Consider the following 17,168-nt stretch of genomic DNA (forward strand, 5'->3'; position numbering starts at 1 on the left):
CTAGTTTTGAGAGAACACTCTCAATGGTTTGGTGGCGATAGCGAAGAGGTCACACCCGTTCCCATGCCGAACACGGAAGTTAAGCTCTTCAGCGCCGATGGTAGTCGGGGGTTTCCCCCTGTGAGAGTAGGACGCCGCCAAGCTTCATTACGGTAAAGGCAGCTCATCATGAGCTGCCTTTTTTGTTTATAAGTATTGCTTCAGGAAATTAGAAACGTAATACGGAAATTTGCGTTCCGTGACCTCTAAGAACCGGCGGATCATCACATAATCATCACTGACATGCTGTGTCAGCAGTTCATACCACCACTCCGTTTCATATCTTGCAATCATCCCGATATTGTAGAGGACCAAATAATGAATAATCATTTCCGGAAGATGCAGGAAGTGATCACGCTGAGAGGGAATGTAATATTGATTTTTCTCCAAGTGAAACAATAAATTTGGAGAAGACCAAGGTTCTCTGTCTATCGGGTCAGCCTCAAAAACCAAGTGGTTATGGTCTTTCCTCAGAAAAGACCATTTCAAATGATGGTTGATATATTCAGCAAAGCGGGAATCAGACATATTGTAATGAATGACCGCATGCTCAGGCACTGAAATAAGGTCATCTTTCAGCTCTACTTGGGTCAGCCAATTCTTTTTCTCTTGGAAGTAAAAGACAGTATGCAATTCAGGTATGGCTGTCAGCAATTTCTTCATTGTGTACCGTTCTTCCTCAAGACCAGCTATTCCGAATAAGTGCTTCATTACATGAATACATAAGCCATTGCGCTGCACCTTCACTTCATCATCCCTAAAGGAGTAATTTTGCTTTTTGCGTTTCCGGGCAGTCACGCCATGTGCGAGTACTGAAGCGTGGCTTGGATAGCTTGGATCTGTGGTCAGAAGGCAGGCTTTCAGCAATTGTGACATCCCGTAAAACAACAGAATAGGCTTAATTTCTAAAGGTGAAAGAGATGCCTGCTTATAGAAGGACTCGGCGTGTTTGATAAAGAATATGAAGCGCTCACTGTTCTTAAACGCATATCGTTTTGGTTCTTCCATGCCGCTTTCTGTATAGACTTTGTTTAGAAATTTTTGGGAAGATTCTACGGAATAAAATAAGGATAACTCTTTCCACTCATGATCTCTCATATGTATTTTTAAACCCTTTCCTTTATCTAAATATTTCAACTCTTTTTCGCTTCCTTGACATGCTGTTTTCTAGTTGATAATCTACATATAATATTTTGCCGAAAAGAGGGGGATTTACTAATGTGGGAAAGTAAATTTTCAAAAGAAGGCTTAACGTTCGATGATGTACTGCTCGTACCGGCTCAATCAGACGTACTTCCGCGTGATGTGGATTTATCTGTTGAACTGACAAAAACGTTAAAGCTTAATATTCCTGTCATCAGTGCGGGAATGGATACAGTAACAGAATCAGCTATGGCGATTGCGATGGCCAGACAGGGCGGCTTAGGCATTATCCATAAAAACATGTCCATCGAACAGCAGGCTGAACATGTTGACAAAGTCAAACGTTCTGAACGGGGCGTTATTACAAATCCCTTCTTTTTAACACCTGATCATCAAGTATTCGATGCGGAGCATTTGATGGGGAAATACAGAATTTCCGGTGTTCCGATCGTAGATAATAAAGACGATCAAAAGCTTGTCGGTATCATTACAAACCGTGATCTTCGCTTTATCTCTGATTATTCAATGAAAATCAGTGATGTCATGACAAAAGAAGAGCTGGTTACGGCTCCTGTGGGAACCACATTAGACGAAGCAGAAAAAATCTTACAGAAACATAAAATTGAAAAACTTCCATTAGTGGATGACCAAAACAAATTAAAAGGTCTTATCACGATCAAAGATATTGAAAAGGTTATCGAATTCCCGAATTCATCTAAAGATGAACACGGACGCCTTATTGTCGGCGCTGCGGTAGGCGTGACAGGCGATACAATGACACGCGTCAGCAAGCTTGTTGAAGCGAATGTCGACGTTATCGTGGTTGATACGGCTCACGGACATTCCAGAGGCGTACTGAACACAGTTGCGAAAATCCGTGAAACATATCCTGAACTGAACATTATCGCAGGAAATGTTGCAACGGCTGAAGCGACAAAAGCTCTGATTGAAGCCGGAGCAAATATCGTCAAAGTGGGAATCGGGCCTGGTTCTATCTGTACGACACGCGTCGTTGCAGGTGTAGGCGTACCGCAGATCACTGCCATTTATGATTGTGCCACTGAAGCGAGAAAACACGGCGCGACAATCATCGCAGACGGCGGTATTAAATTCTCCGGAGATATTACGAAAGCGTTGGCTTCAGGCGGACATGCCGTAATGCTCGGAAGCCTGCTTGCCGGTACTTCAGAAAGCCCGGGAGAGACTGAAATCTATCAGGGCAGAAGATTTAAAGTATATCGCGGTATGGGTTCTGTCGCTGCTATGGAAAAAGGCAGTAAAGACCGATATTTCCAAGAAGAAAATAAGAAATTCGTCCCTGAAGGTATCGAAGGACGGACTCCGTACAAAGGTCCTGTAGAAGAAACAGTGTATCAGCTTGTCGGCGGTCTTCGTTCAGGTATGGGATATTGCGGTTCAAAAGACTTGCGCGCTTTAAGAGAAGAGGCTCAATTCATCCGTATGACAGGTGCTGGTCTTCGCGAAAGTCATCCGCATGATGTCCAGATTACGAAAGAATCACCAAACTACACAATCTCATAATTGTTACAAATAAAAAACATTTGACAGGGTCGCTGACTCTGTCTATTTTTTTTATATCGAGTGTGATAAAATTTATACTGTTGTGTTTTGAATTTGAATATGTCCTTAACGGCTTAATTATAGATTTAAAATGAATGACGGAGGTCGTAAGATTGAACATCACGAAATGGAAACAGCTGTTGGTGTCATTAGTGGTACTGGCACTGGCTGCAACTTGCTTTGTTCCGATGTCTAAAGCGGAGGCAGCCGGCAATGACCCGATTGATGTCAACGCATCAGCTGCGATAATGATTGAGGCTTCATCGGGAAAAATTTTATACAGTAAAAATGCAGACAAAAGACTGCCGATTGCCAGCATGACAAAAATGATGACTGAATATCTGCTTCTGGAAGCTATTAAAGAAGGAAAAGTGAAATGGGACCAAACGTATACTCCTGATGATTATGTCTATGAAATTTCTCAAGACAACAGTTTATCAAACGTCCCCCTTCGAAAAGACGGCAAATACACGGTTAAAGAACTGTATCAGGCCATGGCGATTTACTCTGCTAACGGAGCCGCAATTGCAGTTGCCGAAATTCTTGCCGGAACTGAAACGAAATTTGTCGCTGAAATGAATGCGAAAGCCAAAGAATTAGGCATGACAAACTATGATTTTAAAAATGCCACAGGGCTTGTGAATGAAGACCTTCACGGCAAGCAGCCGCAAGGAGAAGGCGTTAAAGAAGAGAGTGAAGTTTCTGCTAAAGACATGGCGCTTCTTGCAGACCGCCTGATCACTGATTATCCGGAAGTTCTCAAAACAACAAGCATCGCTAAAACGAAATTCAGAGCCGGCACTGATGATGAAATGGACATGCCGAACTGGAACTTCATGTTAAAAGGTCTTGTTTCTGAATACCCTGGCGTTGACGGCTTAAAAACGGGTTCTACTGATTCTGCGGGATCTTGTTTTACAAGCACAGCACAGCGGAACGGAATGCGGGTCATCACCGTTGTATTAAACGCAAAAGGCAACCTGCATACCGGACGTTTTGATGAAACGAAAAAAATGCTCGATTACGCATTTAACAGCAATTTCTCAATGAAAGATCTTTACCCTGAAGGCTCTCAAGTAAAAGGGCACAAAACGGTTGACGTTGAAAAAGGGAAAGACAAGCAAGTTGATATTGTTACTGACAAGGCGCTTTCTATTCCTGTGAAAAGCGGGGATGAAAAGAACTATAAAGCCGAAGTGACTATAGATAAAAAAGAAATCACGGCTCCTGTGAAAAAGGGAACGAAAGTCGGAACGCTGACAGTTACATACAAAGGCAGTGACAAAGACTATGGATTCCTCAAATCCAAAGAGTTCAGCGTGAATCTTGTAACGAAAAATGATGTAGATAAAGCAAACTGGTTTGTTCAGATGATGCGCGGCATCGGCGGATTCTTCTCCGGTATCTGGAACAGCGCCGTTGACACGGTAACAGGCTGGTTTTAAGAAATAAGAAAGAGCTCTGATGAAAGTTAGGGCTCTTTTGCTTAATAAACTGAAAAAACCAAATTATTAGTAAAAAAATGATATCTATCTTATTTATCTCGCTGTAAAATAAGAATACCCATATGAAATATTGTATTTCTGGGATACAATAAGAGATAGACATTATCTAACTATACATTGACTAGGGGGACCAAATAATGGCTCAAACAGGTACTGATCGTGTAAAACGCGGCATGGCGGAAATGCAAAAAGGCGGCGTCATCATGGACGTTGTAAATGCTGAACAAGCGAAGATTGCGGAAGAGGCGGGAGCTGTTGCCGTAATGGCGTTAGAACGCGTTCCGGCTGATATTCGCGCTGCCGGCGGTGTTGCCCGCATGGCTGATCCGACAATCGTTGAAGAAGTAATGAATGCTGTATCCATTCCCGTAATGGCAAAAGCGCGTATCGGACATATCGTTGAAGCGCGTGTCCTTGAAGCAATGGGGGTAGATTACATCGATGAAAGTGAAGTTCTGACTCCGGCTGACGAAGAATTTCATTTAAATAAAAATGAATATACAGTCCCGTTCGTATGCGGCTGCCGTGATCTCGGCGAAGCAACTCGTCGTATCGCCGAAGGAGCTTCCATGCTTCGTACAAAAGGCGAACCGGGAACAGGAAACATTGTGGAAGCTGTCCGCCATATGAGAAAAGTAAACGCGCAAGTGCGCAAAGTTGTTGCGATGAGCGATGATGAGCTGATGACTGAAGCTAAAAACCTCGGCGCTCCTTATGAACTGCTTCTTCAAATCAAACGTGACGGCAAACTGCCTGTAGTGAACTTTGCTGCCGGCGGAGTAGCGACGCCTGCTGACGCGGCATTGATGATGCAGCTTGGCGCTGACGGCGTATTTGTCGGTTCAGGTATTTTCAAATCAGACAACCCTGCTAAATTCGCCAAAGCAATTGTTGAAGCAACGACTCATTACACAGACTACAAACTGATCGCTGAGCTTTCTAAAGAATTAGGCACAGCAATGAAAGGAATCGAAATCTCAAATCTATTGCCGGAACAGCGTATGCAAGAACGCGGCTGGTAAAACCATAGGAGAGCTGGAAGCATGTTAACAATTGGTGTACTTGGACTTCAAGGAGCAGTAAGAGAACACATTCGTTCAATTGAAGCATGTGGTTCAAAAGGTGTCGTCATTAAGCGTCCTGAACAGCTGAATGACATCGACGGCTTAATCCTGCCGGGCGGGGAAAGCACGACAATGCGGCGTTTAATGGATACGTATCATTTTATGGAGCCGCTTCGCGAGTTTGCCGCCCAAGGCAAGCCGATGTTCGGCACATGCGCCGGTCTGATTATCTTAGCCAAAGAGATAGCGGGAACGGATAACGCTCATTTAGGGCTGTTGAACGTTGTTGTCGAGCGTAATTCCTTTGGCCGTCAGGTCGACAGCTTTGAAGCTGATCTGACGATTAAAGGCCTTGATGAGCCGTTTACGGGTGTATTTATTCGCGCACCGCATATTTTAGAAGCCGGAGAAGATGTTGAAGTGCTTTGTGAGCATAACGGACGCATCGTGGCTGCAAAGCAGGGAAATTTCCTCGGCTGCTCGTTCCATCCTGAACTGACGGATGATCACCGGGTGACAGAGCTGTTTGTGAAGATGGCAGAAAAGCATAAGCAGGAAACAGCTGTATAAAACAGTTGAAAACCGCTGATACTTATAGTACATTATAATCACAAATAAAGATCGAAAAGCGTTGACAGGAAGCAGTAGGGAGCCCCTCTTTCAAAGAGAGCCGATGGGTGGTGTGAATCGGTGAAAGATGCTGTCCGAATCCGTCCTTGAGCGAAATGCTGAAAACAAGTAGGCATTTACGGGAAAACCGTTATGTGTTAAAGCGGGAAGCAAGTGTGAGCTTGTTTTCAATCAGGGTGGCAACGCGAGAGCTCTCGTCCCTTTTAGGGGATGAGGGCTCTTTTTTATTTTCGATAAAAACAGATAGGAGTTGTTAGGCATGATTGATACGAAGGTGCTGAGAGCCAATTTTCAAGAGGTAAAAGCGAAGCTCATTCCAAAAGGCGAAGACTTATCTGATTTTGACAAGTTTGAAGAGCTGGATGAAAAGAGAAGAGAGCTTATCGGTAAAGTAGAAGAACTGAAGGGAAAACGCAATGAAGTGTCTCAGCAGGTCGCCGTTTTGAAACGGGAGAAAAAAGACGCTGATCATATTATTAAAGAGATGCGTGAAGTAGGCGAAGAAATTAAGAAGCTTGATGAAGAGCTTCGTACTGTCGAAACGACGCTCGAAACCATCCTTCTGTCTATTCCGAACATCCCGCACGATTCAGTGCCCGTCGGAGAAACGGAAGATGATAACATTGAAATTCGCAAGTGGGGAGAGGCGCCGGCATTTTCATATGAGCCGAAACCTCATTGGGATATCGCAGACCGCTTAAACATTCTTGATTTCGAACGCGCTTCAAAAGTAACAGGCAGCCGGTTTGTGTTTTATAAAGGATTAGGCGCCCGCCTCGAACGCGCGCTCTACAACTTTATGCTGGATCTTCACGTTGATGAATATGATTACACGGAAGTCATTCCTCCTTATATGGTAAACCGTACGAGCATGACAGGTACGGGACAGCTTCCTAAATTTGAAGAGGATGCTTTTAAAATCAGAGAAGAGGATTATTTCTTAATTCCGACGGCGGAAGTGCCGATTACAAATATGCACCGCGATGAAATCTTATCCGGTGAGAACCTGCCGATCAATTATGCCGCGTTCAGCGCCTGCTTCCGTTCAGAAGCGGGATCCGCCGGCCGTGATACACGCGGTTTGATCCGTCAGCATCAGTTCAACAAGGTTGAGCTTGTAAAGTTCGTGAAGCCGGAAGATTCTTATGAGGAGCTTGAAAAACTGACAAATCAAGCTGAGCGGGTGCTTCAGCTGCTTGAACTGCCGTATCGCGTCATGAGCATGTGTACCGGTGATCTCGGCTTTACAGCTGCGAAAAAGTACGATATTGAGGTTTGGATTCCAAGCCAAGACACATATCGTGAAATTTCTTCTTGCAGCAACTTTGAAGCCTTCCAGGCAAGGCGTGCGAACATTCGTTTCAGACGCGAAGCGAAAGGCAAGCCGGAGCATGTGCATACATTAAACGGTTCAGGTCTTGCAGTCGGCCGAACAGTAGCTGCCATCTTGGAAAACTACCAGCAGGAAGACGGAAGTGTCATCATTCCGAAAGTGCTTCGTCCTTATATGGGAAATAAAGAAGTCATCAAACCATAAAAAGGTGCGCCCTAGAGGCGCGCCTTTTTTGCTGCCCGGTATAGAGCGGCGGCATTCCGGGCTGTGCTTTCAAGGTTAAAACGGCCGGATGCTAAGGCGTCTTCAAGACTTACAGCGCCGGGCACGATAGAAAATACAGCTGTTATTCCTGCGCTGTAAACATGCTCGAAATTTTTGCCTAAGGAGCCCGCCAATGCGATAACGGGAATTTCTTGAGCGGCTGCGCGTGAGGCGATCCCGGCGGGGGTTTTACCGAATATCGTTTGTCCGTCAATCTGGCCCTCTCCGGTAATGACAAGGTCAGCATCTCTTATCTGATCTGAGAAGGACAGTGTATCTAATACAACGTCAATCCCGCTTTGAAGTTCTGCCTGTAAGAAAGCGATCAGTCCAGCGCCCAGCCCACCTGCGGCGCCCGCGCCTTTTACGGTATCCGCTTCGATATCGTGCTGACGTCTCAATACATCAGCGAAATGGCGTAGATTGCGATCCAATACAACTTTAGTCTTCTCGGACGCCCCTTTTTGCGGGCCGAAGACATATGACGCGCCGTTTTCACCGGTCAGGGGATTTTCGACATCACATGCGGCACGAAAACGGATATGTTTCAAATCAGGGGAGAGCCCGCTTATATCAATAGAAGCTAGGGTGTGCAGAGCGCCTCCGCCGTCAGGTATCTCCTGACCTTCCTCATTTAAGAAACGCACACCGAGCGCGCTCGCCATTCCTGTTCCGCCGTCATTGGTTGCACTCCCGCCAAGCCCGATGATGATCTCACTCGCCCCGCGGGAGGCTGCATCTGCTATTAGTTCACCCGTTCCTCTTGTCGTTGTGTTCAACGGATCTCTGAGGTGGCGGGGAACGAGATGGAGACCCGATGCTTCCGCCATTTCAATGACTGCCGTGCGTCCGTCTCCCAGAAGTCCATATGCGGCGTTTACCGGTGTTCCCAGCGGACCGGTCACAGTTTTTTTGATGATGCTTCCGCCAGTGGCATCCGTCAAAGCCTGAACGGTTCCTTCTCCGCCATCAGCCGCGGGTATCTTGGTATATTCCGCGTCAGGGAAGACCGCTTTGAATCCTTTTTCTATGCTGTCAGCTGCTTCTTTTGATGTCATGCTTTCTTTGAAAGAATCGGGTGCAATGATGATTTTCATTATGTTCTCCACCTTTATGAGCAGGTTATCTGTTTGAATCTATTCTTGATTTTTATTGTGTTTTCCTGCCCGTATGGCATACTGAGGTTGAATTGGACGCAAGACTTTTGTATGATAGTAAAGCTGACGGAAAAGCTGTTTAAGAAATGAAATAAAAAATATGAAAAAGCGCTTGACTGAAATCTGGGTCATGTGGTATATTATTAAATGTCGATACGGAGGAATACCCAAGTCTGGCTGAAGGGATCGGTCTTGAAAACCGACAGGGGTGTCAAAGCCCGCGGGGGTTCGAATCCCTCTTCCTCCGCCATATTGATTTTAAACCTAATGAAACTCGAGCATATATTGGAGATTGTTTTGTCCGCTGCATGTAATGCAGCGGATTTTTTATATGCAAAAAAAGCGATTTTCTCTGTTCGGGGAAAATCGCTTTGCTATTTTTATTTGTTTCTGTTTTCGTTGATCACGTGACTGATTTTTTCGATCAAAGGTTCCAGTGACTGTTCATCAGCTTCAAGGTCATAATCTTCAATGCGTACTTTCAGCACAGGGCAGGCGTTAAAACCGCTGATCCAGTCTTCGTACCGTGTATACATCTCTTCCCAATAAGAGCGGTTTGTCTGCAGCTCCATCTCGCGGCCCCGCTTTTCAATCCGGCTTATAATGTATTCAAGGTCGCCTTCTAAGTAGATCAAAACATCAGGATGCGGGAAATACGGCGTCATGACCATCGCCTCAAATAGGCTTGTGTATGTTGTGTAATCTGTCAGCGACATGGTTCCTTTATCCGCATGCATTTTTGCGAATATGCCTGTATCTTCATAAATCGAACGGTCCTGCACGAATCCGCCGCCTGATTCAAACATGTTTTTCTGCTCTTTGAACCGCTCAGCCAGAAAATAAATTTGCAAATGGAAGCTCCAGCGTTCAAAATCGTGATAAAACTTCTCTAAATAAGGGTTTTCATCCACTTCCTCAAGTGAGGTATGAAACCCGAGCCGTTTTGCTAAAGCTTTGGTCAAAGTCGATTTTCCGACTCCTACCGTTCCTGCTACTGTTATAATGGCATTGTTTGGAATATGAATGTCTTTCATTTAATAAGCTCCTTTACCTGACGGGCAATTCTTTCATAGTCTGTCTTATTCAAAACAAAGTCTTCAGTATCACCGTCAATGGTCAGTACAGATATATCCGGATCTTCTTCCTGAAGCTGTCTGATGGCTGTGTCGTAATCTGCAATGAGATGTTCCAGATATTGATGTTCGATATTTTTTTCAAACGGGCGCCCGCGTTTTTCAATGCGTTGAAGCAATGTCGGCAGGCTTGCCTTTATGTATACAATGATATTCGGCTTCGGCAGGTCGTGAGTGAGCAGATGATAGATCTGCTTATATTTCTCAAGCTTTTGGCCGTGCAATGTACGCTCTGCGAAAATAACATTTTTATAAATATGATAATCGGACAAAACGGGCTGTCCTTGTTTTAAATAATCTCGATCGGTGTCTTCAAGCTGTTTATACCTGTGACATAGAAAAAACATTTCAAGCTGGAAACTCCACTCCTCGATATTGTCATAAAACTTATCGAGATAAGGGTTGTCTTCCACAATCTCATTAATCATAGGAAAACCGAGCTCTTCAGAAAGCATTGAAGCGAGTGTCGTTTTTCCTGCCCCGATAGGACCTTCTACCGCGATAAAAGGGGCTCTGTTCATTGAAAATCCTCCTTAATTCTGCAAACATCCGTCAGCTGCCGGCCTTTATATTGTATCACACTCACAGAAAAGCCCATGAAAAAAGACGCTTCCAATTAACGAAACGTCTCTTTTACAATATGAAATTGATCGCCGAGCAAAAGCCAGTTTTGCGGGAAAGAAAGGCCGAGTTTCCAATAGCTGATTCCTCTTAAATGAAGTTCTTTAATTAAATTGAATTTCGCTTGAATGGACCGGGCATCTTCAAACCATACTTCATGCCGTCTCTGATTTGCATCCGTGTATCGGAAGAAGGGAGCCTGGGCGGTTTCGTCATATTGAATGTCGACTTTATAGCGTGCGGCCAGAGCGATTGCCTGCTGAGGACTGACGGCTTTCGCTGTCGTTCCCTGTTTAAAAGGCAGTGTCCAATCATAGCCGTACATATTCTGGCCCATGACGATTTTTGAAGAAGGCATTTCCGTCAGCGCGTACTCGATGACATTTCTTACAGGGCCGATAGGTGATACGGCCTGAGCCGGGCCTCCGCTGTACCCCCACTCATATGTCATAATCACGACAAAATCGACGATTTCTCCATGTGCCCTATAGTCATGAGCTTCGTACCATTTGCCGGCCTGAGTCGCGCTCGTTTTCGGAGCAAGCGCCGTTGAAATCTTCCAGCCTTCCCGATGAAAAATCGTTCTCGCTTCACGTAAAAAACGATTGTAGGCTTCCCTGTCCTGTGGACGTAAATATTCGAAATCAAAGTGAATATCGCGAAAGCCGTACTTTTTAGCCGTGGAGACGATTTCCTGAAAGAGTTTTGTTTTCACTGTATTGTCGTTCAAGATGAGCCGCCCGAGTTCATCGCTGAATGCGTCATTTTCAAGGTTGGTGATGATCATCATCAGTGTGGTGTTGTGCCTGTCACTGATGCTTTTTAAATTGGTCAGAGGCGGTTCCTTTAAAGTCCCGTTCCGCTGCACTTGAAAACTGAATGCGCCGAGGTATGTTAAATAAGGAGAGGCCTCCCTTGCCGCCTGCTGCAGATTAGCGCTTACGCTCGTTCCCCGCGGTTCTATATATGCGTTTGATTCGATATCGGGCTTATTCGCCTGCTGCGGAATGTAAAGGCGGGTTCCGACTCTCAATGTGGTGCCGGGCTGAATTCCGTTAACCCTCGCAAGCTCCGCGGCCGATATATGGAAACGGCCGGCGATTGACGCGAGAGTATCACCTTGTTTTACTTCGTAATATTGACCCTCAATCGGGATGACAAGGGTTTGTCCGACAACCAATGTATTGGGATTAGGCAGTTTATTTGCTTCCGCAATGACATTTGCGGCTGTCCGGTAGCGCGCCGCAATAGCGGAAAGCGTGTCGCCCCGTTTCACTATATAGATCTGAATGAAAAACGCCTCCTTTCATATCCGCTATCAAATATATGAAAAAAGGAGGCTGATCATGTTTATTTTTCGGCGGTAATTTGTTTTTCCGTGGTTATTTCTGCGAAGAGAACATTCTCCATCATGGTCAAAGCGAAATCATTGTCTTCGTCGTTATTGGAAGCGGTGCAGTCTTTCGGAATGGCAATGCTGTATTCTCTCATATAAGCGTCGTTGGCCGTGAACAGCACACAAATGTTCCCGGCAATCCCCGTGATGATTAATCGGTTCACTTGTAATTCGGTCAGAAGGGTGTGAAGCGCCGTTTCGTAAAAAGCGGAATGCTTCGGTTTAATGAGAAAATAATCATCCGGCTGAGGCGAAATATCTTTTATAATGGAGGCGCTTCTGTCGTTGCTGCATTCCTCCCTGATGGCATCAATATCAGCCTTCCAGAGCCCGTAATGATCATTAATATAAATAATCGGCCAGTTGCTTTGTTTTGCATGCTTCTTTAATGATAAAATACGGGGGACAATTTGTTTGGTTTTTTCAGCAAGACGTTCGCCCATATCAAATTGAAAATTGTTGATCATATCGACAATCAGAAGGGCTGTGTTGTTAGGTTCAGACAATACCGGCAACTCCTTTCTGCTGGGGTATTCCTATTTTAACCTTTATGAGACATGAAAAAACTTAAGAAGAGAGCTCGAACCTATGAATGATGAATATTATATGAGAGAAGCCATAAAAGAAGCGAAGAAAGCCGAAGCGAAAGGGGAAGTGCCGATCGGAGCAGTTCTTGTTCTGCACGATGAGATCGTGGCGCGGGCGCATAATCTGCGGGAGACTGAACAGAGGTCGCTTGCCCACGCCGAAATGCTGGCGATAGACGAAGCGTGTCGTAAGCTGGGGACATGGAGACTTGAGGATGCCGTTCTTTATGTCACTTTGGAGCCGTGTCCGATGTGCGCGGGAGCCGTCGTGCTTTCGAGAGTCGATAAGGTCGTATTCGGCGCATTTGACCCCAAGGGGGGCTGTACAGGAACGCTGATGAACCTCTTGCAGGAAGAGCGGTTCAACCACCAAGCGGAAGTGGTGAGCGGAGTACTCGGAGAAGAGTGCGGAGAAATGCTCAGCGCTTTTTTCAGAAAGCTGCGCCGGCAAAAGAAAGAGATGAGGAAAAAGTTGTCTGAGTAGTACGGTTGCATTTTCTGCCTGAAGCAGATATACTTATGTGTGCATCATGAATGGTGCGCATATCAAAATTTGATATTTATTTTGCCGTGCTAAGCGGGGAGGTAGCGGTGCCCTGTACCCGCAATCCGCTCTAGCGGGGCCGAATCCCTTCTCGAGGTTCGTTTACTGTAAGGTCTGCCTTAAGTAAGTGGCGTTGACGTCTGGGTCCTGCGCAATGGGAATTCATGAACCATGTCAGGTCCGGAAGGAAGCAGCATTAAGTGAAACCTCTCATGTGCCGCAGGGTTGCCTGGGCTGAGCTAACTGCTTAAGTAACGCTTAGGGTAGCGAATCGACAGAAGGTGCACGGTAAATCAATCATCAAATTTCAGACTCACCTGTTTATGGCAGGTGAGTTTTTTCGTATATGAAAAACGGGTTTTGGCGTTAAAAGCACGTTCATGTATAATAAACATGATGAATAACAGAGGAGGGCGCATCCTGTGGGTTACCAAGCTTTATATCGAGTATTTAGGCCTCAGCAGTTTGAAGATGTGGTCGGACAGGAACACATTACGAAAACGCTGCAAAATGCCCTTTTGCAAAAGAAATTTTCTCATGCATATCTGTTTTCTGGACCGCGGGGAACGGGAAAAACCAGTGCAGCTAAAATATTTGCGAAAGCAGTCAACTGTGAGCACGCCCCTGTAGAAGAACCGTGCAATGAGTGCGCGGCGTGCAAGGGGATCACAAATGGCTCTATATCAGATGTGATTGAAATAGATGCGGCGTCGAATAACGGCGTAGACGAAATCCGCGACATCCGTGACAAAGTAAAATTCGCCCCGTCGGCCGTTACTTACAAGGTATATATTATAGATGAGGTGCATATGCTCTCTATCGGCGCATTCAATGCGCTTCTGAAAACGCTGGAAGAACCGCCGGCACATTGCATTTTCATATTAGCTACGACTGAGCCTCATAAGATTCCTTTAACCATTATCTCCAGATGTCAGCGTTTTGACTTCAAACGGATTACATCCAAAGCAATTGTCGGACGAATGAAGACAATCGTCGATGCAGAGCAGCTGAAGGTGGAAGAAGGAGCCCTTGATATCATAGCGAGTGCTGCGGACGGAGGAATGAGGGACGCGCTGAGCCTGCTCGATCAAGCTGTATCATTTAGCGGCGAGGAGCTGTCGGTGGATGACGCATTGCTCATTACCGGAGCCGTTTCTCAGCACTATATTGGAAAACTGGCATCTGCTCTTCACCGCAAACAGGTTTCCGAGGCATTGGAAACACTGAATGAATTGCTCCAGCAGGGGAAAGATGCGGCCAAACTGATTGAAGATATGATTTTCTATTTCAGGGATATGCTCTTGTACCAGGCCGCTCCCGGTTTAGAAGGAGTCCTGGAGAAGGTGAAGGTCGATGAAACGTTTCGGAATCTAAGCGGTGACATACCGGCCCCCGCTTTATATGAGATGATTGATATCCTGAATAAAAGCCATCAGGAAATGAAGTGGACGAACCACCCAAGAATCTTTTTTGAAGTGGCTGTCGTGAAAATATGCCAGACGGCACAGCAATCCGCCGGAGACATCCCTGAGGTCGGCATGCTGATGAATAAGATCCAGCAGCTTGAGCAGGAAGTAGAAAGGCTGAAAACCTCCGGTGTGAAGGTTCAGATGGAAAGCGCTCCGAAAGAAGCTCCGCGTCCTCAAAAAGGCGGAAAAAGCCATTATAAAGCCCCGGTCGGAAGAATTCATGAGATATTGAAGGAAGCCACAAGACCTGATCTTGAACAGCTTAAAAGCAGCTGGGGCAAGCTGCTGGCACACCTGAAACAGCAGAATAAGGTATCTCATGCGGCTCTTTTGAATGACAGTGAACCGGTGGCCGCTGCTCAAAAGGCATTTGTGCTTAAATTTAAATACGAAATCCATTGTAAAATGGTTGCAGAAGACAATAACGGAGTCCGTACGAATCTTGAACAGATTCTCGAATCAATGCTCGGGAAAAGAATGGATTTGATTGGCGTTCCGGAAGCACAATGGGGTAAAATAAGAGAAGAATTTTTAAATGATCACCAGCAGGAAAGTGAAGGATCAAACGAACCGGCTGAAGAAGATCCGCTGATTGCAGAGGCGAAAAAACTTGTCGGAGCGGATTTAATCGAAATAAAAGACTAATAAGATGAAAGAGAGTGATTGAATATGCGTGGCGGAATGGGAAACATGCAAAAAATGATGAAACAAATGCAAAAAATGCAAAAGGATATGGCGAAGGCTCAGGAGGAACTTGCTGAAAAAGTGCTTGAAGGCACAGCGGGCGGCGGTATGGTGACTGTAAAAGTCAACGGCCAAAAAGAAGTTGTAGACGTTGCCATTAAAGAAGAAGTTGTTGATCCGGAAGATATCGAAATGCTTCAGGACCTGGTTCTTGCTGCGACAAACGACGCCCTCAAAAAAGTGGATGACATGACGAATGAGACAATGGGACAATTTACAAAAGGAATGAACATACCGGGTTTATTCTAGGGGGATAAATAAACATGCAGTATCCTGAACCAATATCAAAGCTGATTGACAGCTTTATGAAATTGCCAGGGATCGGACCGAAAACAGCGGTTCGTCTGGCTTTTTTTGTTCTAGGTATGAAAGAAGACACAGTATTGGATTTTGCTAAGGCGCTTGTCAATGCGAAGCGGAATCTGACATATTGCTCGATTTGCGGACATATTACAGATCAGGACCCTTGTTATATATGTGAGGACACAAGAAGGGATAAGTCTGTTATTTGTGTCGTGCAGGACCCTAAGGATGTGATCGCAATGGAGAAAATGAAGGAATATAACGGCCAGTATCATGTTCTTCACGGCGCGATTTCACCAATGGACGGCATCGGTCCGGAGGATATTAAGATTCCGGAGCTGCTGAAACGTCTTCAGGATGATCAAGTGACAGAAGTTATTCTCGCAACCAACCCTAATATTGAAGGGGAAGCAACAGCGATGTATATATCAAGGCTGTTAAAGCCCTCAGGCATCAAGCTCTCCCGTATTGCCCACGGTCTGCCCGTCGGCGGTGATTTGGAATATGCTGATGAGGTCACTCTTTCAAAAGCTCTTGAAGGAAGACGTGAATTGTAAGGGAGGAAAAGGCAAGGCATGGGTTTTCTTCGCAGAAATACATTAAGAAAAGAGTTTGACGAGAAGCTGATAGAACAGCTCTTGAAACAAAAAGAAGAATGGAACAGACAGCAGAGTCTGGTCGAGAAAAGTCTAGAGCCCTCCGCTGAGGTGTTGTTTGAGCTGAAAGTCGCTGAATCTAAGTACTTTTTTTATTTGAAAGAAGCGAAGCAGCGGAATTTGAAAATGAGCAGATGGAAGTAAGAGGTCTATTCTCCGGAATCTTCTCATAAGCTTGTACTAAACAAGCGAGGGGGAAGATTCATGGAGCCTTTTTTCATTATCGGTTTGATTGTCGGTCTGGTTGCTTTGCTTTTTTTATGGGGAGTATCTTCAAAACCGTTAAGGTGGATTGGTGTGACTGCCATTAAGTTTATTGCCGGCGCGATTCTGTTGGTGGGTGTGAACTTGTTCGGCGGTAGTCTCGGTATTCATATCCCTGTTAACCTGATTACAACGGGCATCAGCGGGATTCTGGGAATTCCCGGCATTGCGGCTTTGATAGTCATTAAACGCTTCATCATTTAATTTGTCGATTATTGTTGACATGTTGGATCATGGGTGGTATTCTAATATACGTCGCTGATGACGAAACGAATTCTTGAAAAAGAAATTTTAAAAAGTTATTGACGATACTGACACTGAGATGTTATAATGATTAAGTCGCTTCAAGAGCGATGGACAAAGTTCTTTGAAAACTAAACAAGACAAAACGTACCTGTTAATTCAAAGTTTTAAATAAATCGCACAGCGATGTGCGTAGTCAGTCAAACTAAGGTCTGCATGATGCAGATCACACAGACGTTACTGCAGGATGCAGTGAACTTAGTCTGTGATCCATTTATCGGAGAGTTTGATCCTGGCTCAGGACGAACGCTGGCGGCGTGCCTAATACATGCAAGTCGAGCGGACATCAGGGAGCTTGCTCCCTGATGTTAGCGGCGGACGGGTGAGTAACACGTGGGTAACCTGCCTGTAAGACTGGGATAACTCCGGGAAACCGGGGCTAATACCGGATGGTTGTTTGAACCGCATGGTTCAGACATAAAAGGTGGCTTC

Annotated in this window: 17 protein-coding genes, 1 tRNA gene, 2 rRNA genes, 1 other RNA gene and 1 other annotated feature; of the genes, 15 read left to right on the forward strand and 6 right to left on the reverse strand. The window is 45.3% G+C overall.

The window, feature by feature from the left end; all coding sequences use genetic code 11:
* The first annotated feature begins 27 nt into the window (after positions 1-27).
* A 5S ribosomal RNA gene (rrf, locus tag ACWJJ5_RS19075) occupies positions 28-143 on the forward strand.
* 43 nt (positions 144-186) lie between these two features.
* On the opposite strand, the gene ACWJJ5_RS19080 is transcribed toward rrf, so the two are convergent.
* A complete protein-coding gene (locus ACWJJ5_RS19080; protein WP_070082678.1) occupies positions 187-1,137 on the reverse strand; it encodes a YaaC family protein in 951 nt (316 codons plus the stop codon).
* Positions 1,138-1,257: 120 nt separating this feature from the next.
* On the opposite strand from ACWJJ5_RS19080, the gene guaB reads away from it, so the two are divergent.
* From guaB to serS, 5 genes are all read left to right on the forward strand, one after another.
* Positions 1,258-2,724, forward strand: a complete 1,467-nt coding sequence (guaB, locus tag ACWJJ5_RS19085; RefSeq protein WP_003150717.1) for an IMP dehydrogenase — start codon at positions 1,258-1,260, stop codon at positions 2,722-2,724.
* Between the two features lie 152 nt (positions 2,725-2,876).
* Positions 2,877-4,208: a D-alanyl-D-alanine carboxypeptidase gene (dacA, locus tag ACWJJ5_RS19090; protein WP_003150715.1), complete on the forward strand. Its 1,332-nt coding sequence runs from the start codon at positions 2,877-2,879 to the stop codon at positions 4,206-4,208.
* 197 nt (positions 4,209-4,405) lie between these two features.
* On the forward strand, positions 4,406-5,290 hold the full coding sequence (pdxS, locus tag ACWJJ5_RS19095) for a pyridoxal 5'-phosphate synthase lyase subunit PdxS (RefSeq protein ID WP_003150714.1): 885 nt from the start codon (positions 4,406-4,408) through the stop codon (positions 5,288-5,290).
* 21 nt (positions 5,291-5,311) lie between these two features.
* Positions 5,312-5,902 carry a pyridoxal 5'-phosphate synthase glutaminase subunit PdxT gene (gene pdxT / locus ACWJJ5_RS19100; RefSeq protein WP_007615126.1) on the forward strand — a complete coding sequence of 197 codons (591 nt, stop codon included), beginning with the start codon at positions 5,312-5,314 and terminating at the stop codon, positions 5,900-5,902.
* Between the two features lie 52 nt (positions 5,903-5,954).
* Positions 5,955-6,167: a binding site (T-box leader), on the forward strand.
* Between the two features lie 54 nt (positions 6,168-6,221).
* The gene (serS, locus tag ACWJJ5_RS19105; protein ID WP_003150709.1) at positions 6,222-7,499 is read left to right on the forward strand and encodes a serine--tRNA ligase; all 1,278 of its coding nucleotides are present in this window, start codon (positions 6,222-6,224) and stop codon (positions 7,497-7,499) included.
* 11 nt (positions 7,500-7,510) lie between these two features.
* On the opposite strand, the gene ACWJJ5_RS19110 is transcribed toward serS, so the two are convergent.
* On the reverse strand, positions 7,511-8,656 hold the full coding sequence (locus tag ACWJJ5_RS19110) for a glycerate kinase (RefSeq protein ID WP_173613307.1): 1,146 nt from the start codon (positions 8,654-8,656) through the stop codon (positions 7,511-7,513).
* Positions 8,657-8,873: 217 nt separating this feature from the next.
* Between ACWJJ5_RS19110 and ACWJJ5_RS19115 the strand changes: the two genes are divergently transcribed.
* Positions 8,874-8,966 (forward strand) — tRNA-Ser (locus ACWJJ5_RS19115).
* Positions 8,967-9,096: 130 nt separating this feature from the next.
* Here the strand turns inward: ACWJJ5_RS19115 and dck are convergent.
* The 4 genes from dck to ACWJJ5_RS19135 all read right to left on the reverse strand — a co-directional run bounded on the left by dck (position 9,097) and on the right by ACWJJ5_RS19135 (position 12,372).
* Positions 9,097-9,750, reverse strand: coding sequence for a deoxyadenosine/deoxycytidine kinase (dck, locus tag ACWJJ5_RS19120; RefSeq protein WP_015388792.1), 654 nt, complete (start codon positions 9,748-9,750; stop codon positions 9,097-9,099).
* On the reverse strand, positions 9,747-10,370 hold the full coding sequence (locus ACWJJ5_RS19125) for a deoxynucleoside kinase (protein WP_454022616.1): 624 nt from the start codon (positions 10,368-10,370) through the stop codon (positions 9,747-9,749). The genes dck and ACWJJ5_RS19125 overlap by 4 nt, the downstream gene beginning before the upstream one ends.
* Positions 10,371-10,465: 95 nt before the next feature.
* Complete coding sequence (locus tag ACWJJ5_RS19130; protein ID WP_032865795.1) at positions 10,466-11,749, reverse strand: LysM peptidoglycan-binding domain-containing protein; 1,284 nt, start codon at positions 11,747-11,749, stop codon at positions 10,466-10,468.
* Between the two features lie 71 nt (positions 11,750-11,820).
* Entirely contained in the window at positions 11,821-12,372 is a 552-nt protein-coding gene (locus ACWJJ5_RS19135) for a cysteine hydrolase family protein (RefSeq protein ID WP_014304186.1), read from the reverse strand.
* 82 nt (positions 12,373-12,454) lie between these two features.
* Between ACWJJ5_RS19135 and tadA the strand changes: the two genes are divergently transcribed.
* The 8 genes from tadA to ACWJJ5_RS19175 all read left to right on the forward strand — a co-directional run.
* Positions 12,455-12,937, forward strand: coding sequence for a tRNA adenosine(34) deaminase TadA (gene tadA / locus ACWJJ5_RS19140; RefSeq protein ID WP_102422578.1), 483 nt, complete (start codon positions 12,455-12,457; stop codon positions 12,935-12,937).
* Between the two features lie 84 nt (positions 12,938-13,021).
* Positions 13,022-13,286: signal recognition particle sRNA large type (gene ffs, locus ACWJJ5_RS19145), an RNA gene on the forward strand.
* Between the two features lie 133 nt (positions 13,287-13,419).
* Entirely contained in the window at positions 13,420-15,111 is a 1,692-nt protein-coding gene (gene dnaX / locus ACWJJ5_RS19150; protein ID WP_003150701.1) for a DNA polymerase III subunit gamma/tau, read from the forward strand.
* A 24-nt stretch (positions 15,112-15,135) separates the two neighbouring features.
* Positions 15,136-15,459 (forward strand): YbaB/EbfC family nucleoid-associated protein, encoded by a 324-nt coding sequence (locus tag ACWJJ5_RS19155; protein ID WP_003150700.1) that lies wholly within the window; start codon positions 15,136-15,138, stop codon positions 15,457-15,459.
* 14 nt (positions 15,460-15,473) lie between these two features.
* The gene (gene recR, locus ACWJJ5_RS19160; protein WP_003150697.1) at positions 15,474-16,070 is read left to right on the forward strand and encodes a recombination protein RecR; all 597 of its coding nucleotides are present in this window, start codon (positions 15,474-15,476) and stop codon (positions 16,068-16,070) included.
* An 18-nt stretch (positions 16,071-16,088) separates the two neighbouring features.
* Positions 16,089-16,313, forward strand: coding sequence for a YaaL family protein (locus ACWJJ5_RS19165; protein ID WP_454021880.1), 225 nt, complete (start codon positions 16,089-16,091; stop codon positions 16,311-16,313).
* Positions 16,314-16,373: 60 nt separating this feature from the next.
* Entirely contained in the window at positions 16,374-16,637 is a 264-nt protein-coding gene (locus tag ACWJJ5_RS19170; RefSeq protein WP_003150686.1) for a pro-sigmaK processing inhibitor BofA family protein, read from the forward strand.
* 313 nt (positions 16,638-16,950) lie between these two features.
* A 16S ribosomal RNA gene (locus tag ACWJJ5_RS19175) occupies positions 16,951-17,168 on the forward strand; the annotation flags it as partial.

The sequence above is a fragment of the Bacillus sp. JK74 genome (assembly GCF_053663395.1).